General features: G+C 55.6%; 18 protein-coding genes. 12 read left to right on the forward strand and 6 right to left on the reverse strand.

The features are described 5' to 3' along the window. Positions 1–17: 17 nt before the first annotated feature. Together iolG and iolE are read left to right on the forward strand one after the other, a co-directional pair. Positions 18–1,031, forward strand: a complete 1,014-nt coding sequence (gene iolG, locus EM595_RS01240) for a bifunctional inositol 2-dehydrogenase/D-chiro-inositol 1-dehydrogenase (protein ID WP_067427078.1) — start codon at positions 18–20, stop codon at positions 1,029–1,031. Positions 1,032–1,069: 38 nt separating this feature from the next. After that, positions 1,070–1,966, forward strand: coding sequence for a myo-inosose-2 dehydratase (gene iolE, locus EM595_RS01245; protein ID WP_067427079.1), 897 nt, complete (start codon positions 1,070–1,072; stop codon positions 1,964–1,966). Between the two features lie 55 nt (positions 1,967–2,021). Here iolE and EM595_RS01250 read toward each other — a convergent pair whose 3' ends face one another. Further along, positions 2,022–2,579 (reverse strand): DcrB family lipoprotein, encoded by a 558-nt coding sequence (locus EM595_RS01250; RefSeq protein WP_067427082.1) that lies wholly within the window; start codon positions 2,577–2,579, stop codon positions 2,022–2,024. Between the two features lie 127 nt (positions 2,580–2,706). Further along, positions 2,707–3,372 carry a 7-cyano-7-deazaguanine/7-aminomethyl-7-deazaguanine transporter gene (locus tag EM595_RS01255; protein ID WP_067427085.1) on the reverse strand — a complete coding sequence of 222 codons (666 nt, stop codon included), beginning with the start codon at positions 3,370–3,372 and terminating at the stop codon, positions 2,707–2,709. Positions 3,373–3,671: 299 nt separating this feature from the next. On the opposite strand from EM595_RS01255, the gene tusA reads away from it, so the two are divergent. Further along, complete coding sequence (tusA, locus tag EM595_RS01260) at positions 3,672–3,917, forward strand: sulfurtransferase TusA (RefSeq protein WP_067435052.1); 246 nt, start codon at positions 3,672–3,674, stop codon at positions 3,915–3,917. 25 nt (positions 3,918–3,942) lie between these two features. Here the strand turns inward: tusA and EM595_RS01265 are convergent, their stop codons facing one another. Continuing rightward, entirely contained in the window at positions 3,943–4,572 is a 630-nt protein-coding gene (locus EM595_RS01265) for a lysoplasmalogenase (protein WP_067427089.1), read from the reverse strand. Positions 4,573–4,744: 172 nt separating this feature from the next. On the opposite strand from EM595_RS01265, the gene EM595_RS01270 reads away from it, so the two are divergent. Continuing rightward, positions 4,745–5,110 carry a DUF2500 domain-containing protein gene (locus EM595_RS01270; RefSeq protein ID WP_222938662.1) on the forward strand — a complete coding sequence of 122 codons (366 nt, stop codon included), beginning with the start codon at positions 4,745–4,747 and terminating at the stop codon, positions 5,108–5,110. Between the two features lie 24 nt (positions 5,111–5,134). Here the strand turns inward: EM595_RS01270 and EM595_RS01275 are convergent, their stop codons facing one another. Then, entirely contained in the window at positions 5,135–5,404 is a 270-nt protein-coding gene (locus EM595_RS01275) for a DUF1145 family protein (protein ID WP_067427092.1), read from the reverse strand. After that, positions 5,394–5,993, reverse strand: coding sequence for a 16S rRNA (guanine(966)-N(2))-methyltransferase (gene rsmD, locus EM595_RS01280; protein WP_067427095.1), 600 nt, complete (start codon positions 5,991–5,993; stop codon positions 5,394–5,396). Before rsmD ends, EM595_RS01275 begins: the two co-directional genes overlap by 11 nt. Positions 5,994–6,177: 184 nt before the next feature. On the opposite strand from rsmD, the gene ftsY reads away from it, so the two are divergent. The 4 genes from ftsY (at position 6,178) to rpoH (ending at position 10,513) form a co-directional block, all read left to right on the forward strand. Then, entirely contained in the window at positions 6,178–7,764 is a 1,587-nt protein-coding gene (gene ftsY / locus EM595_RS01285; RefSeq protein ID WP_067435057.1) for a signal recognition particle-docking protein FtsY, read from the forward strand. A gap of 5 nt (positions 7,765–7,769) precedes the next feature. Further along, a complete protein-coding gene (gene ftsE / locus EM595_RS01290; protein ID WP_067427097.1) occupies positions 7,770–8,438 on the forward strand; it encodes a cell division ATP-binding protein FtsE in 669 nt (222 codons plus the stop codon). Then, complete coding sequence (gene ftsX, locus EM595_RS01295; RefSeq protein ID WP_067427099.1) at positions 8,428–9,411, forward strand: permease-like cell division protein FtsX; 984 nt, start codon at positions 8,428–8,430, stop codon at positions 9,409–9,411. Before ftsE ends, ftsX begins: the two co-directional genes overlap by 11 nt. A gap of 244 nt (positions 9,412–9,655) precedes the next feature. Next, a complete protein-coding gene (gene rpoH, locus EM595_RS01300; RefSeq protein ID WP_067427102.1) occupies positions 9,656–10,513 on the forward strand; it encodes an RNA polymerase sigma factor RpoH in 858 nt (285 codons plus the stop codon). A gap of 60 nt (positions 10,514–10,573) precedes the next feature. Here the strand turns inward: rpoH and panM are convergent, their stop codons facing one another. Continuing rightward, positions 10,574–10,975, reverse strand: a complete 402-nt coding sequence (gene panM / locus EM595_RS01305) for an aspartate 1-decarboxylase autocleavage activator PanM (protein ID WP_067427105.1) — start codon at positions 10,973–10,975, stop codon at positions 10,574–10,576. Positions 10,976–11,372: 397 nt separating this feature from the next. Between panM and EM595_RS01310 the strand changes: the two genes are divergently transcribed. The 4 genes from EM595_RS01310 (at position 11,373) to livG (ending at position 15,674) form a co-directional block, all read left to right on the forward strand. Beyond that, positions 11,373–12,488 (forward strand): branched-chain amino acid ABC transporter substrate-binding protein, encoded by a 1,116-nt coding sequence (locus EM595_RS01310; RefSeq protein WP_067427108.1) that lies wholly within the window; start codon positions 11,373–11,375, stop codon positions 12,486–12,488. Between the two features lie 230 nt (positions 12,489–12,718). Next, positions 12,719–13,645: a high-affinity branched-chain amino acid ABC transporter permease LivH gene (gene livH, locus EM595_RS01315; RefSeq protein ID WP_067427111.1), complete on the forward strand. Its 927-nt coding sequence runs from the start codon at positions 12,719–12,721 to the stop codon at positions 13,643–13,645. Beyond that, positions 13,642–14,910, forward strand: coding sequence for a high-affinity branched-chain amino acid ABC transporter permease LivM (locus tag EM595_RS01320; protein WP_067427114.1), 1,269 nt, complete (start codon positions 13,642–13,644; stop codon positions 14,908–14,910). Before livH ends, EM595_RS01320 begins: the two co-directional genes overlap by 4 nt. Further along, positions 14,907–15,674 (forward strand): high-affinity branched-chain amino acid ABC transporter ATP-binding protein LivG, encoded by a 768-nt coding sequence (livG, locus tag EM595_RS01325; protein ID WP_067427117.1) that lies wholly within the window; start codon positions 14,907–14,909, stop codon positions 15,672–15,674. Before EM595_RS01320 ends, livG begins: the two co-directional genes overlap by 4 nt. Position 15,675 lies beyond the last annotated feature (1 nt).

The raw sequence follows: 15,675 nt of genomic DNA on the forward strand, positions 1-15,675 counted from the left end.
TGTAATCTGGAGTCATTATGACGCTCAAACTTGGCGTAATCGGCACTGGCGCAATCGGCCAGGAACATATTCGTCGCTGCAGCAAAGTGCTGCAGGGTGCCACCGTAGTGGCGGTATCCGACATCAACGTTGATGGCGCACGCGAAACGCTGCGCAGGCTTGATCTGCAGGCGGAAGTTTACGCCGACGGCTTTGAGGTGATCAATTCACCGGATGTCGATGCGGTGCTGGTGACCTCATGGGATCCTACCCACGAAGCCTTTACCCTCGCCGCTGTGGCCGCAGGCAAGCCGGTGTTTTGTGAAAAGCCGCTGGCGCTGAGCGCTGAAGGCTGTCGCCGCATCGTTGACGCGGAGATTGAGCACGGCAAACGTCTGGTGCAGGTCGGCTTTATGCGCCCTTACGATGCCGGTTACCGCGCGCTGAAAAAAGTGATCGTCGACGGCGAGATTGGCGAGCCGCTGATGCTGCACTGCGCGCACCGTAACCCAACCGTGCCGGAAAGCTATACCACCGATATGGCGATCACCAGCACGTTGATCCACGAGCTGGACGTGCTGCGCTGGCTGACCGATGACGATTTTAAATCGGTGCAGGTGGTCTATCCACGCGTGACCTCTAAAACGCATGCTCGCCTGAAAGATCCGCAGATTGTGCTGTTTGAAACGCAGAAAGGCGTGCGCATTGATGTTGAAGTGTTTGTGAACTGCGCCTACGGCTATGACATTCAATGCGAAGTCGTGGGTGAAAACGGCATCGCTCGCTTGCCGGAGCCGTCCAGCGTGCAGCTGCGCAAAGATGCGCGCCTCTCCACTTCGATTCTGACCGACTGGAAAGATCGCTTCATCGATGCTTACGACGTTGAACTGCAGGCCTTTATCAACGATGTGCATGCTGGCCAGCTCACCGGGCCTTCAGCCTGGGACGGTTTTGCCGCTTCGGTAGCGGCTGATGCCTGCCTGAAAGCGCAGAACAGCGGCATCATTGAGACGGTCGAAATGCCGCCGCGCCCTGAGTTTTATAACCGCTAATTTCTCTCTCTGGACGCTTGCGTCTTCAGGAAACGATCATGAACAGTGAACGGGTAAAGCTGGCCATTGCGCCTATTGGTTGGACCAACGACGATATGCCGGAGCTGGGTAGCGAAAATACTTTCCAGCAAACGGTCAGTGAAATGGCGCTGGCAGGATTCACCGGCAGCGAAGTGGGCAGCAAATATCCGCGCGATCCGGCGGTGTTAAAACCGATGCTGGAAATCCGCGGCATACAGATCTGCAACGCCTGGTTCAGCACCTTCTTTGCTAATGGCGATAAGGCCAGAACCATTGATGAGTTCATCAATCACATGAACTTTCTGCACGCCATGGGCGCCAAAGTGATCGGCTGCTCTGAACAGAGCAAAAGCATTCAGGGCACCACGCTGGCGGTGTTTGATGACAAGCCGCATTTCACCGACGAAGAGTGGCGGCTAACCGCCGAAGGCTATAACGAATTAGCTGAAATCGCGGCAGAAAAAGGCATGCAGGTGGCGTTGCATCATCATATGGGCACCGGCATTCAAACGCGCGCTGAGATCGATCGCTTCCTGGCAGAAACCAACGACAACGTCTTTTTGCTCTACGATACCGGCCATGCCTATTACTCCGAGGGCAGCCAGCAGGAGATGTTAGCGATTCTGGATCGCTACCTGCCGCGTATCAATCACGTGCACCTGAAAGACGTACGCGATGATGTGGTAGCGCAGATTCGCAACGAGAAGAAGTCGTTTCTGGATGGCGTGCGCGCCGGTACGTTTACCGTGCCTGGCGATGGCGTGATCGATTTCCGTCCGGTGTTCGCGCTGCTGGATGAGCGTGGATACACTGGCTGGATGGTGGTGGAAGCTGAGCAGGATCCGGCGCTGGCCAACCCGTTTGAATATGCGGTAAAAGCACGAAAATATATTCGTGAAACCGCCGGGATCTAATCGGGTGATGCGGAGATAAAACGTGGGAAGGGCGGCATAATGCCGCCCTTTTTTATTACTTCAGCGTCACGGTATTAACGATATTTTCCGCTTCGGTCTGCGCCTGCTGCTGGTTGTCAGCGGGCAGGCTGATCTGCATGGTCAACAGCTTGCCGTCGACTTTGGCTAAAATCACCGATGACCAGGAAGACTGGTTCTTGGCAGACACCACAGAATCAAGACGCTGTGCTGGCTGGCCTTTCAGCGTGATCGCCTTGTTGCTGACCACCTGAAGCTGCGGGTCACGGTTGCGCTGCTGCGCTTCCAGTCGCTGCGCCAGCACGTCGAGGCCATCGTTGGTGGCATCGCCTTCAATGACGATAATCGCCTTTTCGCCGCCTTCATTGGCGTAAACGTGCATATTATTCGCCTGCGTGCCCAGCTTGCCGCTCTTGTCAGACATGCCTGCTGGCAGCGTAAAGCTCAGTTTGCCATCCATTAACGTGACATTTTGCGACGCCTGACTGGCGCTGGCGCCATTATCATCAGCGGCAGCCTTGTCCGTTTTTTGATCACAGGCGGCCAGACCGACCACCAGTAAACCAATTCCTATATATTTCGCTACGTTACGCATCAGGATCCCTTTATCAGTTTGCGAACAGGTGTGTTGCTGCAGCTATAGAATCTGAATCAGCCACTAAAAGCAACTCGCCATGAGTGACAGAATCTTAGCTGCTGACGCGCGGCTTCACCATGCTCCGCTAGCTGAAATTAAGCGCACGCCGCTCGGAACGTTCAGCCAGACGCTTCAGCGCCGCATTAAGCAGCACACCGTAAGCCGGCAGGAAGAACACCATGCAGATAAGCACCTTGAAGCTGTAATCCACCAGGGCGATCTCGACCCAGTTCTGCGCCATGAACGCATCGGTGCTTTTGTAGAAGGCGATAAAGAAGAACGCCAGCGTATCGCTGATGTTGCCGAGGAACATGGCGGCGGCAGGAGCAACCCACCACTGCGGCAGCGCGCGCAGACGGTTAAAGACGTGCACATCCAGAATCTGCCCCAGCGCATAAGCCATAAAGCTGGCGCAGGCGATACGCGCAACAAACAGGTTCATCTCTTTCAGCGCGGCGAACCCCTGCCACTGCCCTTCATAAAAGGCGGCGGAGACACAATAGGAGATCAGCAACGCCGGAATCATCACCGCCAGAATGATGCGACGGGCCAGCGGCGCGCCAAAAATGCGCACGGTGAGGTCGGTAGCGAGAAAAATAAACGGAAAGCTGAACGCGCCCCAGGTGGTATGAAAGCCGAAAATAGCGATCGGCAGTTGCACCAGATAGTTGCTGGAGATGATCACTAACAGATGGAACAGGGAGAGCCCAATCAGCGCATGCATACGCTGACGTTCGGTGAAACGAATCATGATAAGCCTTTTTTAAGTGGGGTTAGGGAACCCATTGGTCATTGTCTGCGATATCGCGCGGCAACGACGTTGCTGCGGCGTGACATCGCCAGCTATGGATAACGTGATCTATAAGCCAGCGCAGCGGTTGCTGCCTGCGCATAACAGCACAATTGCTCATAAAACGCGCCGCATCTTACCGCGACAGGGCGCTAATGCAATGGTTAATTTTAGCGCAAACGATATCGTTGACCACACGGCTTGCGCCCGGTGGCGTCAGGGGTAAAATGTGCGGCCATTCCCCCTGCGAGAGAGAGATGATGAGCGATATTTTCGCCGATGCTGATAAGACGTTGGACGCGCTTGGGCTGCGCTGCCCGGAGCCGGTCATGATGGTCAGAAAAACCGTGCGCCAGATGGCTGACGGCGAAACGTTGCTGATTATCGCCGACGATCCAGCTACCACGCGCGATATTCCCGGATTTTGTCAGTTTATGGAGCACCAGCTGATTGCGCAGCATACCGACAGCCTGCCGTATCGTTATCTGCTGAAGAAGGGATTATAAGGCGGCGCAGGGCCGCCTGGTGAGATTACAGCAGGTAGAGGGAACGCACGATCAGGAAGTGGCCGGCAAAATAGCAGGCGGCAACGATGGCGCTGTCTGCGGTAAAGCGACGGCGAAAGTGCGTGCCGAACCAGATGATATTGGCCAGCAGCAGCAGTGACGCGCCCGCAACCAGCGTGAAGGTGTAGTCGGTAGGCCGGAAGGTATATTGTTCGGCCGCCATCCAGACCATCACCAGCGTCATGCCGATAAAAGTACAGATTGGCCAGCGCAGATCTTCCAGTCGTGTCCAGATGGTGGCAATCAGCAGCGCACCGATGATCAGCAGCGCCAGCGGAATCGGCCAGAAGAAGGTCACGGTCATGTTGGCGGCAAAACTGATGGTGTAAAACAGGTGCGAAAGAAAGAACGCGCCCAGCGCCCACAGCATACGCTGGCGCGGCAGCAGCATCAGCGCATCGCCTGCCAGCGTCGCCACCAGGCCAAAGATGATTAAATAATCGGTGGTGGTGAGCGTCGGCGATTGCCAGGCCAGCGCCACTAACAGCAGCAGCGTAACCGGTTTAAAAACCCAGCGCTGCCATTGTGGCCCGCGGTAAGAGGCGTCAACGTAGAGCCATCCGGAGAAAAGTACGGCAAGAAAAGACCACAGCATTACCATTTCCTTTTAAGCAGGGCGGTGTGCCCGGTGAGTCAGATAAAATTCCCATAATGTCGCCTCAAGTTTAGGAGATGAGATCGCGATGTGACAATGGGCGTACTCTGGATGTATCCTTTTGGCCGGCGAAAAAGCCATTACCCGATTCCTGAATAGCGTGAGAGATATTATGAAGCCACCGATCCTCTTTTTTATCGTTCTGGCATGCATTGCGATTCTGGCTACGCGGCAGTTTATCAAGCAGCGTCGCGAGGCGGTGATCAACAATGCATCGCCGGTACGTTCACTGCCGGTCGAAGTGAAAAACAAGCAGGAGTTCCCCTCTCCCAACCGCCATTCGCGGCAGCGCGAAGTGATCGCCGGTGAAACCATGCGCTATGAAGCCTGGTTCCATCCGCTGAACGGCGCCGGTGATTTTAAGCTGCCGCTGTGCGCCAGTGATTATCATCAGATGGATAAAGGGGTGAAAGGCGAGCTGAAGGTACAGGGGTCGCGCTTCGTCAGCTTTACGCCCCAGCTGCACTCCGCACGTTAAAAAAAGGGCGCCGCGGCGCCCTTGTTACTGTTTGGGATAGTGCTTTTTCTGCCACGCCAGCAGTTCAAATACGCCGAAGAAGAAGATCTTCGCCTGCGTCAGGCCACTGAGCTTTGGCGCATCTTTGGGCTGCGTTGCGCGCAGCAGCACCAGTTGCAAGCCATGCATAATGACCATGAAAAACAGCGCCACGTTCACGAAGTAGGTCAGCGGTTTCGGAAAGGGATGAACCACGTTTAACAATAAAAAGGCCCAAACAAACAGCATTAACAGCCGACCGATATTAAGCCACATGCGTCTTCTCCTGACGTGATGCCTGACGAGCATAAAGACGATACGCAACCTGACCGGCAATTTTCTCGCGGTGCAGATTCCAGTTTACCGGCACGGGCGGCATGCCATTTTCCACTTCACTTTCCACGTAAATCAGCGCGTTCTCTGCCAGCCAACCATGCTGCTCCAGCAGGCTGAGCGTCTGTTCCAGCAGGCCTTTGCGAAAAGGCGGATCGATAAACACCACATCATGCGGTTCGCCGGCCTGTGCCAGCCAGCTCAGCGCATTGGCCTGCACCACGCGGCCATTCTGGGCATTCAGCGCGCTGAGGTTTTTTTGCAGCTGCTGAGCAACCGGCTTCTCCAGTTCCAGCAGCGTGACCGACGCGGCATAGCGTGACAGCGCTTCCAGCCCCAGCGCACCGCTGCCAGCGAAGCAATCCAGACAGCGCGCCTGCTGAATATCCGCTGACAGCCAGTTAAACAAGGTTTCGCGGACGCGATCGGTGGTAGGGCGCAGACCGGCGCTGTCAGGCACCGGTAACTTACGGCCGCGCCACTGTCCGGCAATAATACGAATTTGTCCGGTGCTGCGTGTTTTCTTAATCATCTTGCTCACAACTCGTCATAATTTGTTGCGTAGTTTAACGGGCGAAACCGGCGGAGGAAACGTAAAAAGGGTGCTGTGTCGCGTTGGCAGGAAAGTGTTAGACTAACAGGCTTATTATATGCTTGTTTTCGCAGCCTGGCGCACCGTTGTCCGGGTTTTAGCCATCAAGGAGTTTGGTCGCACCATGGCAAAAGATAAAAAACGTGGCTTTTTCTCCTGGCTGGGTTTCGGTAAGGAAGAAACGCCGCAACAGCCAGCAGAAACGCAGGAAACTGAACAGCTCGCACCCGAGCACGTTGAGACTCCAGCAGAGGTTCAGGCCGAAGAGATCGTTGCTATCACTGAAAAGGTGGCCGAGGCGGAGAAAGTCCAGTCAGAGCCGGTAGCAAAAGAAGCGCCGCCGCGAGATAACGAGACGGTGAATGCTGAAGCCTTCTCTGTGCAAACCGGCGCACCGGATGACGAAATCGCGGTGCCGCCAACGGCAGCGCCGATTTCAGAAGAAGAATTAACCGCGCTGGCCATCGGCGAGCTTGAGATTGAGCCTGATGCGCCGCTCAGCGACGACGAACTGGCGGCGCTGGCGCTGGCCGATGAACATCCTGAAGCGATTGCCGCAGAGGCTGAACCGGCTGCCGCTCATCCGGAAGCGATTGTCGCAGAGGTTGAGCCGGTTGACGCACATCCTGACGTAATTGCCACAAACGTTGAGCCGGTTGACGTTCATCATGACGTGATCGTGGCGGACCTTGAGCCGATTGCTGCTCATCCTGACGCGATTGTCGAAGAGATCGAACCGGCTGAAGAAGCGGAAGCGGTTGTGCTGCCTGTTGAACAGGATCGTCCAACCAAAGAGGGCTTCTTTGCCCGCCTCAAGCGCAGCCTGGTCAAAACCCGGCAAAATCTGGGGTCGGGCTTTATCAGCCTGTTCCGCGGTAAGAAAATTGATGACGAGCTGTTTGAAGAGCTGGAAGAGCAGCTGCTGATTGCCGACGTTGGCGTAGAAACCACGCGCCGGATTATCACTAACTTAACGCAGCAGGCGAACCGCAAGCAGCTGCGCGACGCTGAAGCGCTGTATGGCCTGCTGAAAACCGAGATGGCGGGCATTCTGGCAACGGTAGAAGCGCCGCTGAACGTCGAAGGCAAAGCGCCGTTTGTGATCCTGATGGTTGGCGTGAACGGCGTGGGTAAAACCACCACCATCGGTAAGCTGGCACGTCAGTATCAGGCTGAAGGCAAATCGGTGATGCTGGCGGCAGGCGATACCTTCCGTGCCGCGGCGGTCGAGCAGCTGCAGGTGTGGGGCCAGCGCAACAATATTTCGGTGGTGGCTCAGCATACCGGCGCAGATTCCGCTTCGGTGATTTTTGACGCCATTCAGGCGGCCAAAGCGCGCGGCGTGGACGTGTTGATCGCTGATACCGCCGGGCGTTTGCAGAACAAAGCGCACCTGATGGAAGAGCTGAAAAAGATCACGCGCGTGATGAAGAAACTCGATGTCGATGCACCGCATGAAGTGATGCTGACCATTGACGCCAGCACCGGCCAGAATGCCATCAGCCAGACCAAACTGTTCCATGAAGCAGTGGGCCTGACCGGCATCACCCTGACCAAGCTGGACGGCACGGCCAAAGGCGGCGTGATTTTCTCGGTAGCTGACCAGTTCAGCATTCCGATCCGCTATATCGGCGTCGGTGAAGGCATCGAAGATTTACGGCCTTTCAAGGCTGAGGATTTTATTGAGGCACTGTTTGCCCGAGAGGACTAATTAGGATGATTCGCTTTGAAGAGGTCAGTAAGGCTTATCTCGGCGGCCGACAAGCGTTGCAGGGCGTAGATTTTCATCTGCGTCCGGCAGAGATGGCGTTTCTGACCGGCCATTCCGGCGCCGGTAAAAGTACGTTGCTTAAGCTGATTTGCGGCATTGAGCGGCCGAGCGCGGGCAAGATTTGGTTCGGTGGCCATGACATCAGCCGACTGAAAAACAGCGAAGTGCCGTTTCTGCGTCGGCAGATCGGCATGATTTTTCAGGATCACCATCTGCTGATGGATCGCAGCGTGTATGACAACGTGGCGATTCCGCTGATTATTTCGGGCGCCAGCGGAGAAGATATTCGCCGTCGCGTCTCAGCAGCGCTGGATAAAGTGGGCCTGCTCGACAAAGCGAAAAGTTTTCCTATTCAGCTCTCCGGCGGTGAACAGCAGCGTGTAGGCATTGCGCGTGCGGTGGTGAACAAGCCGGCGGTGCTGCTGGCCGATGAACCTACCGGTAACCTTGATAACGCGCTGTCAGAGGATATTCTGCGGCTGTTTGAGGAATTTAACCGCGTGGGCGTAACGGTCTTAATGGCAACGCACGATTTGGGCCTGATTGCCCGCCGCAACTATCGGCTGATGAACCTGAAACAGGGACGGCTGCACGGAGGCAACGATGGTCAATAAACGCAACAAGCGCGCGCCAGCACCCAAAGCGAAAGTACAGTCAAAGAGCAAGGCGCTGAAAGGCGGCTGGCAGGAACAGTGGCGCTATGCCTGGCGCGGCACGCTGTCGGATATGTGGCGTCAGCCGCTGGCTACGCTGCTGACGGTGATGGTGATCGCCATTTCGTTAACCTTGCCCAGCGTCTGCTACATGGTGTGGAAAAACGTCAGCCAGGCGGCCGAACAATGGTATCCGGCGCCGCAGTTGACCGTTTATCTGTCGAAGACGCTGGATGACGACGCCGCGGAAAAAGTAGTGACGCAGCTGAAGCAGGAAGAGGGCGTCGATAAAGTTAACTACTTAACCCGCGATGAAGCGATGGGCGAATTCCGTAACTGGTCCGGCTTTGGCGGGTCGCTGGATATGTTAGAGCAGAATCCGCTGCCAGCGGTGGCGATCATCACGCCGAAGCTGAACTTCCAGAATGACAACACCATGCAGAGCCTGCGCGAGCGGGTAGAAAAAGTGGATGGCGTTGATGAAGTACGTATGGATGACAGCTGGTTTGCTCGTCTGGCGGCGCTGACCGGTCTGGTCGGTCAGGTTGCGGCGATGATTGGCGTGCTGATGATCGTGGCGGTGTTCCTGGTGATCGGCAACAGCGTGCGACTGAGCATTTTCTCACGGCGCGATACCATTAACGTGCAGAAGCTGATTGGTGCCACCGACGGCTTTATCCTGCGTCCGTTTTTGTATGGCGGCGCGCTGCTCGGTTTTGCGGGCGCGCTGTTCTCGCTGCTGCTGTCAGAAATTCTGGTGTTCAGACTGGAATCGGTGGTGTTGCAGGTGGCTTCCGTATTTGGCACCTCTTTCGTACTGAAAGGGCTGTCGTGGGATGAGTGCCTGCTGCTGCTGTTGATCGCCGCGATCATTGGCTGGGTTGCTGCATGGCTGGCAACGGTACAACATTTACGCCGATTTACACCTCAGTAACCCATCGTCATCTTTTTTGCTATAATCTTCCTCTGCTGCGCGAGAGTGGCCGCAGAGGAAGCTTCCAACTCAGACTTTTCCCCACTTGCAATTGTGTTTAAAATATCCACAATAGTACGCGAACTTGTGGATAACTTTGCGGTCAAAGTAGCACAGAAAGCTTTCAGCACGGGATGGCGATTGACGTAATGTAATCGACCTGACAAGGATTGTGCATCAACATCACTATATTGAGAGGGTTTGAATGACCAAAGAAATGCAAACTTTAGCTATTGCTCCTCTTGGTAACCTGGAATCGTATATTCGGGCTGCCAATGTCTGGCCGATGTTAACGGCAGAAGAGGAAAAAGCGCTGGCTGAACGGCTGCATTACCAGGGCGATCTGGATGCGGCTAAGACGCTGATCCTGTCTCACCTACGCTTTGTTGTTCATATCGCTCGTAACTATTCGGGCTATGGCTTGCCGCAGGCGGACCTGATTCAGGAAGGCAATATCGGCCTGATGAAAGCGGTGCGTCGTTTTAATCCGGAAGTGGGCGTGCGTCTGGTTTCTTTCGCCGTGCACTGGATTAAAGCGGAAATTCACGAGTATGTGCTGCGTAACTGGCGCATCGTGAAAGTTGCCACCACCAAGGCCCAGCGCAAGCTGTTCTTCAACCTGCGCAAAACCAAGCAGCGTCTCGGCTGGTTTAATCAGGACGAAGTGGAAATGGTCGCCCGCGAGCTGGGCGTTTCCAGCAAAGATGTCCGCGAGATGGAATCACGCATGGCGGCGCAGGATATGACGTTTGATATGTCAGCCGATGACGACGCCAGCGAAGGCAAGTCCATGGCGCCGGTGCTTTACCTGCAGGATAAAACCTCTGACTTTGCCGACGGCATTGAAGAGGATAACTGGGAAAGCCATGCGGCGGACAAACTCAGCGACGCAATGCTGGGGCTGGATGAACGTAGCCAACATATTATTCGCGCCCGCTGGCTGGATGACGACAATAAAACCACCCTGCAGGAACTGGCCGATACCTACGGCGTTTCCGCAGAGCGTGTGCGTCAGCTGGAAAAAAATGCCATGAAAAAACTGCGTATGGCGATCGAAGCCTGACGGCAACGATAATAATATGAAGAGAGCGGCCTTAACGGGCCGCTTTTTTTTGCGCGCGGTTTAGTCGTGCTCGACGTTTTTCACCCAGCCATCCGCCTGCGCTCTGAAATCACACGCCTGCATAAAGGCGGCAATCACCTGCTGTTCATCGTAGCCATCATCTGCCACCCACCAGTGATCCACCGACGGGTTTTGCGTCAGCGTCTCTTCCAGTAAATAGCCTCCTACGCCGCGCCTGCGCGTAACATCGCGCACGTTAAGCCGCCGAATTTTTCCCTGCGTGCCAGCAATCTCCAGCTGCAAAGCCGCCAGTAAACGATCGTTGAAGCGCGCAGCGTAGACGCGATGCGTGGAATTCAGTCGGGCCGCCAGCGCGGAAATATCTTCATCCGGCCAGATCTTTTGCAGATCGATCCTGTCCTGTGCGCTGAAGTGCTGTAGAGGAAGAATAGTCAGTTTCATGCGGCCGCCATCAGTTGGAAAAGACCTGGCTAGTGTAGCGAACCGGCGCACAAAATCATCTGTAAGTTTTTTTGTACAAAAACAGAGCAAAGTGATTTTTACAGCGCGCAATTTCCGAGCAAACACCCATACTTCTTTCTGAGAGGCAGCATAACGCGCTGGCAAATGACCAATTAATGTCATTAAAGCGCCAGATAAATATGCTGCGAGCCCCAACAGTTTCTGGATGTGTCATTTGATTTGCAGCAGAAAATTCCTGTTTAATGATCTGAAAAATAAAGTGTTATTACTTATAACCGCCGGATAATTACCCTAACTCGTTATACAACAACGATTTTTAATAATTTACCGGCGCAAGTATGACTACCTGGCAAGCACAACAGATGGGGAAGTGTGGATGAAGATCGGTAAAAGTAATGCGTTTCTGGCGGGTTGCGTAGCACTGGCGATGAGCCATGCGGCACTGGCGAAAGATATCAAAGTGGCGATTGTTGGCGCACTTTCCGGTCCGGTTGCGCAGTATGGCGACATGGAATTCACCGGGGCCAAGCAGGCTATCGCGGACATTAATGCCAAAGGCGGCGTCAACGGCAACAAACTGGTCGGCGTACAATATGATGACGCCTGTGATCCAAAACAGGCGGTGGCCGTTGCCAACAAAGTGATCAATGACAATATTCGTTACGTCATTGGCCACCTCTGCTCTTCTTCCACACAGCCAGCATCTGATATCTATGAAGATGAAGGCATCATCATGATCACCCCGGCGGCGACCAATGCCGATCTCACCACTCGCGGCTACAAAATGATCATGCGCACCACCGGCCTCGATTCCGATCAGGGCCCAACGGCGGCGAAGTATGTGATGGATAATATCAAGCCGCAGCGCATCGCCGTGATTCACGACAAACAGCAGTATGGCGAAGGTCTGGCGCGTTCTGTTCAGGATAGCCTGAAAAAAGCGGGCGCTAACGTGGTGATGTTTGAAGGGGTTACCGCGGGCGATAAAGATTTCTCCACGCTGGTGGCACGCCTGAAGAAAGAGAACGTCGACTTCGTCTATTTCGGCGGTTACTACCCGGAAATGGGGCAGATTCTGCGCCAGGCGCGCGCCGCCGGTCTGAAAACGCAGTTTATGGGTCCGGAAGGCGTCGGCAACTCCTCGCTCTCTAACATTGCCGGTGCCGCGTCAGAAGGCATGCTGGTCACGCTGCCAAAACGTTACGATCAGGTGCCAACCAACAAAACTATCGTTGATGCGCTGAAAGCCGATAAGAAAGATCCAACCGGCCCGTTCGTCTGGACCACCTATGCGGCGCTGCAATCGCTGGTAACCGGCATGGAGCGCAGCAAAAGCGAAGAGCCAGCTGACATCGTTAAAAATCTGAAAGAGGGCGCTCCGGTGCCAACGGTGATGGGCGACCTGAGCTGGGATCAGAAAGGCGATCTGAAAGGCTTTGAGTTTGGCGTGTTCAAATGGCATGCGGACGGCTCTTCTACCGCAGTGAAATAACCGCTTCTGGTGCCCGATAAGGCGCGGGGCGCATCGACTGACATGCGCCCCGAACGCGTTAGCGATAAACAGCAAGGTTGATCGGGTGCAAACGGCGCATGTATTGCGCCGTCAGCCAGCCGCCAATCCGTTGATGATGTAAAACGTAACGCTGGCAGAAGCCATTCTGCCAGCCTGTTCCTGCGGTTTCGCTGCTTCTTCCCGCAAGCAGTTGTGTAAGGTGTTCAGGTATGTCCGAGCAGTTCCTCTATTTTATCCAGCAGATGTTCAACGGCGTCACGCTTGGCAGCACTTATGCGCTGATCGCCATCGGCTACACCATGGTTTACGGCATTATCGGCATGATCAACTTCGCCCACGGCGAGGTCTATATGATCGGCAGCTACGTGTCGTTTATCGTCATCGCCGCTCTGATGATGATGGGCATCGATGTCGGCTGGATGCTGATTGGCGCCGGTTTTATTGTGGCTATCGTGATCGCCAGCGCCTGGGGCTGGAGCATTGAGCGTGTTGCCTATCGGCCGGTACGCTCTTCCAAGCGGCTGATCGCCCTGATCTCGGCGATAGGCATGTCAATTTTTCTGCAGAACTACGTCAGCCTGACGCAGGGCTCGCGTGATATCGCGCTGCCCGCGCTGGTCACTGGCCAGTGGACGCTGGGCGAAAGCAACGGCTTTGCCGCCACCATCTCCACCATGCAGCTGGTGATCTGGGGCGTAACCTTTGTCGCCATGCTGGCGCTGACGCTGTTTATTCGCTATTCGCGCATGGGTCGCGCCTGTCGCGCCTGTGCCGAAGACCTGAAAATGGCCAGCCTGCTCGGAATCAATACCGATCGGGTGATTTCGCTGACCTTTATTATCGGCGCGGCGATGGCGGCGGTAGCGGGCGTGCTGCTGGGCCAGTTCTACGGCGTAATCAACCCCTATATCGGCTTTATGGCGGGCATGAAAGCCTTTACCGCCGCGGTACTGGGCGGCATCGGCAGCATCCCTGGCGCGATGGTCGGCGGCCTGGTGTTGGGTATTGCCGAAGCCTTAACCTCTGCTTATCTCAGCACGGAATATAAAGACGTGGTCTCGTTTGCATTGCTGATTGTGGTGCTGCTGGTAATGCCAACCGGCATTCTGGGTCGTCCGGAGGTTGAGAAAGTATGAAGCTGCTGCTTAACGCTCTCATCTCCTCGCTGATGCTGCTGGTGCTGGCGTCGTTCTTTATGGGTATGCGCCTGAGTCTGGACGGCACGCAGCTGGTGGTAAACAACGCTGGCAGCGTACGCTGGAACTGGATTGCCATCGGCTGCGTTGTGGTGTTCTGCTTCCAGCTGGCGCGTCCGCTGTTTCAGCAGGGCATGAAAAAAATCTCTGGCCCGACGTTTATCCTGCCAAGCATTGATGGCTCCACCGCGAAGCAGAAACTGTTTCTGCTGGCGCTGATTGTGGTGGCGGTCGCCTGGCCGTTTATGGTGTCACGCGGCACCGTAGATATTGCCACGCTGACGCTGATTTATGTGATGCTCGGCCTTGGCCTCAACGTGGTGGTTGGCCTGTCGGGCCTGCTGGTGCTTGGCTACGGCGGTTTTTATGCCATCGGCGCTTACACTTTCGCGTTGCTGAACCACTATTACGGCCTTGGCTTCTGGCAGTGCCTGCCGCTGGCGGGCCTGATGACGGCGATGTTTGGCCTGCTGCTCGGCTTTCCGGTACTGCGCTTGCGCGGCGACTACCTGGCTATCGTGACGCTCGGCTTTGGCGAAATCGTTCGTATTCTGCTGTTGAACAACACGGCGATCACCGGCGGCCCGAACGGCATCAGCCAGATCCCGAAACCTACCCTGTTTGGCCTGGAGTTTAACCGCAGCGCGCGCGACGGCGGCTGGGACACCTTCCATAACTTTTTCGGTCTGCAGTACGATCCCGGCGACCGCATCATTTTTCTCTATCTGGTCGCCTTGCTGCTGGTGGTGCTGACGCTGTTTGTCATCAATCGCCTGCTGCGCATGCCGCTGGGCCGCGCGTGGGAAGCGCTGCGCGAAGATGAGATCGCCTGTCGTTCGCTGGGCCTTAGCCCTACGCGCATCAAGCTGACCGCATTTACCATCAGCGCCGCCTTCGCCGGTTTTGCCGGTTGCCTGTTTGCTGCGCGTCAGGGCTTTGTCAGCCCGGAATCCTTTACCTTCGCCGAATCCGCCTTTGTGCTGGCGATTGTGGTACTGGGCGGCATGGGTTCGCAGTTCGCGGTAATTCTGGCTGCGGTGCTGCTGGTGGTCTCCCGCGAATTAATGCGCGACCTGAATGAGTACAGCATGCTGGTGCTCGGCGGCCTGATGGTGCTGATGATGATCTGGCGGCCGCAGGGGCTGTTGCCGATGCAGCGCCCACATCTGAAGCTGAAAACCCGGCAAAAAGGAGAGCCATCATGAGCCAGCCGTTATTAGCAGTCGATGGGTTGATGATGCGCTTTGGTGGCCTGCTGGCGGTGAATAACGTGGCGCTGGAGCTGCATCCGCAGGAGATTGTCTCTCTGATCGGCCCAAACGGCGCCGGCAAAACCACGGTGTTTAACTGTCTCACCGGTTTCTACAAACCCACCGGCGGCAACATTATGCTGCGCGGCCGTCAACTGGCCGGTTTGCCAGGGCAGAAAATCGCCCGCATGGGCATCGTGCGTACTTTTCAGCATGTGCGCTTGTTTCGTGAAATGACGGTGATTGAAAATCTGCTGGTGGCGCAGCATCAGCATCTGAAAAGCGGCGTGTTTGCCGGGCTGCTGAAAACCCCGGCGTTTCGCCGCAGCGAGGGAGAAGCGCTGGATCACGCCGCCAGCTGGCTGGATCGCATCGGCCTGCTGGAGCTGGCTAATCGTCAGGCGGGCAACCTGGCTTACGGCCAGCAACGTCGTCTGGAAATAGCGCGCTGCATGGTGACGCGGCCGGAAGTGCTGATGCTGGATGAGCCCGCCGCGGGCCTCAATCCCAAAGAGACGCATGAGTTAGATGAACTGATTGCGGAACTGCGTAATGAACACAAGGTATCGGTGCTGTTGATTGAACATGATATGAAACTGGTGATGGGCATCTCCGATCGCATTTACGTGGTCAATCAGGGCACGCCGCTGGCCAGCGGTACGCCAGAGCAGGTACGTAACAACCCGGATGTGATCCGTGCTTATTTAGGTGAGGCGTAAA

The sequence above is a fragment of the Duffyella gerundensis genome, from assembly GCF_001517405.1.
Lineage (GTDB): Bacteria > Pseudomonadota > Gammaproteobacteria > Enterobacterales > Enterobacteriaceae > Duffyella > Duffyella gerundensis.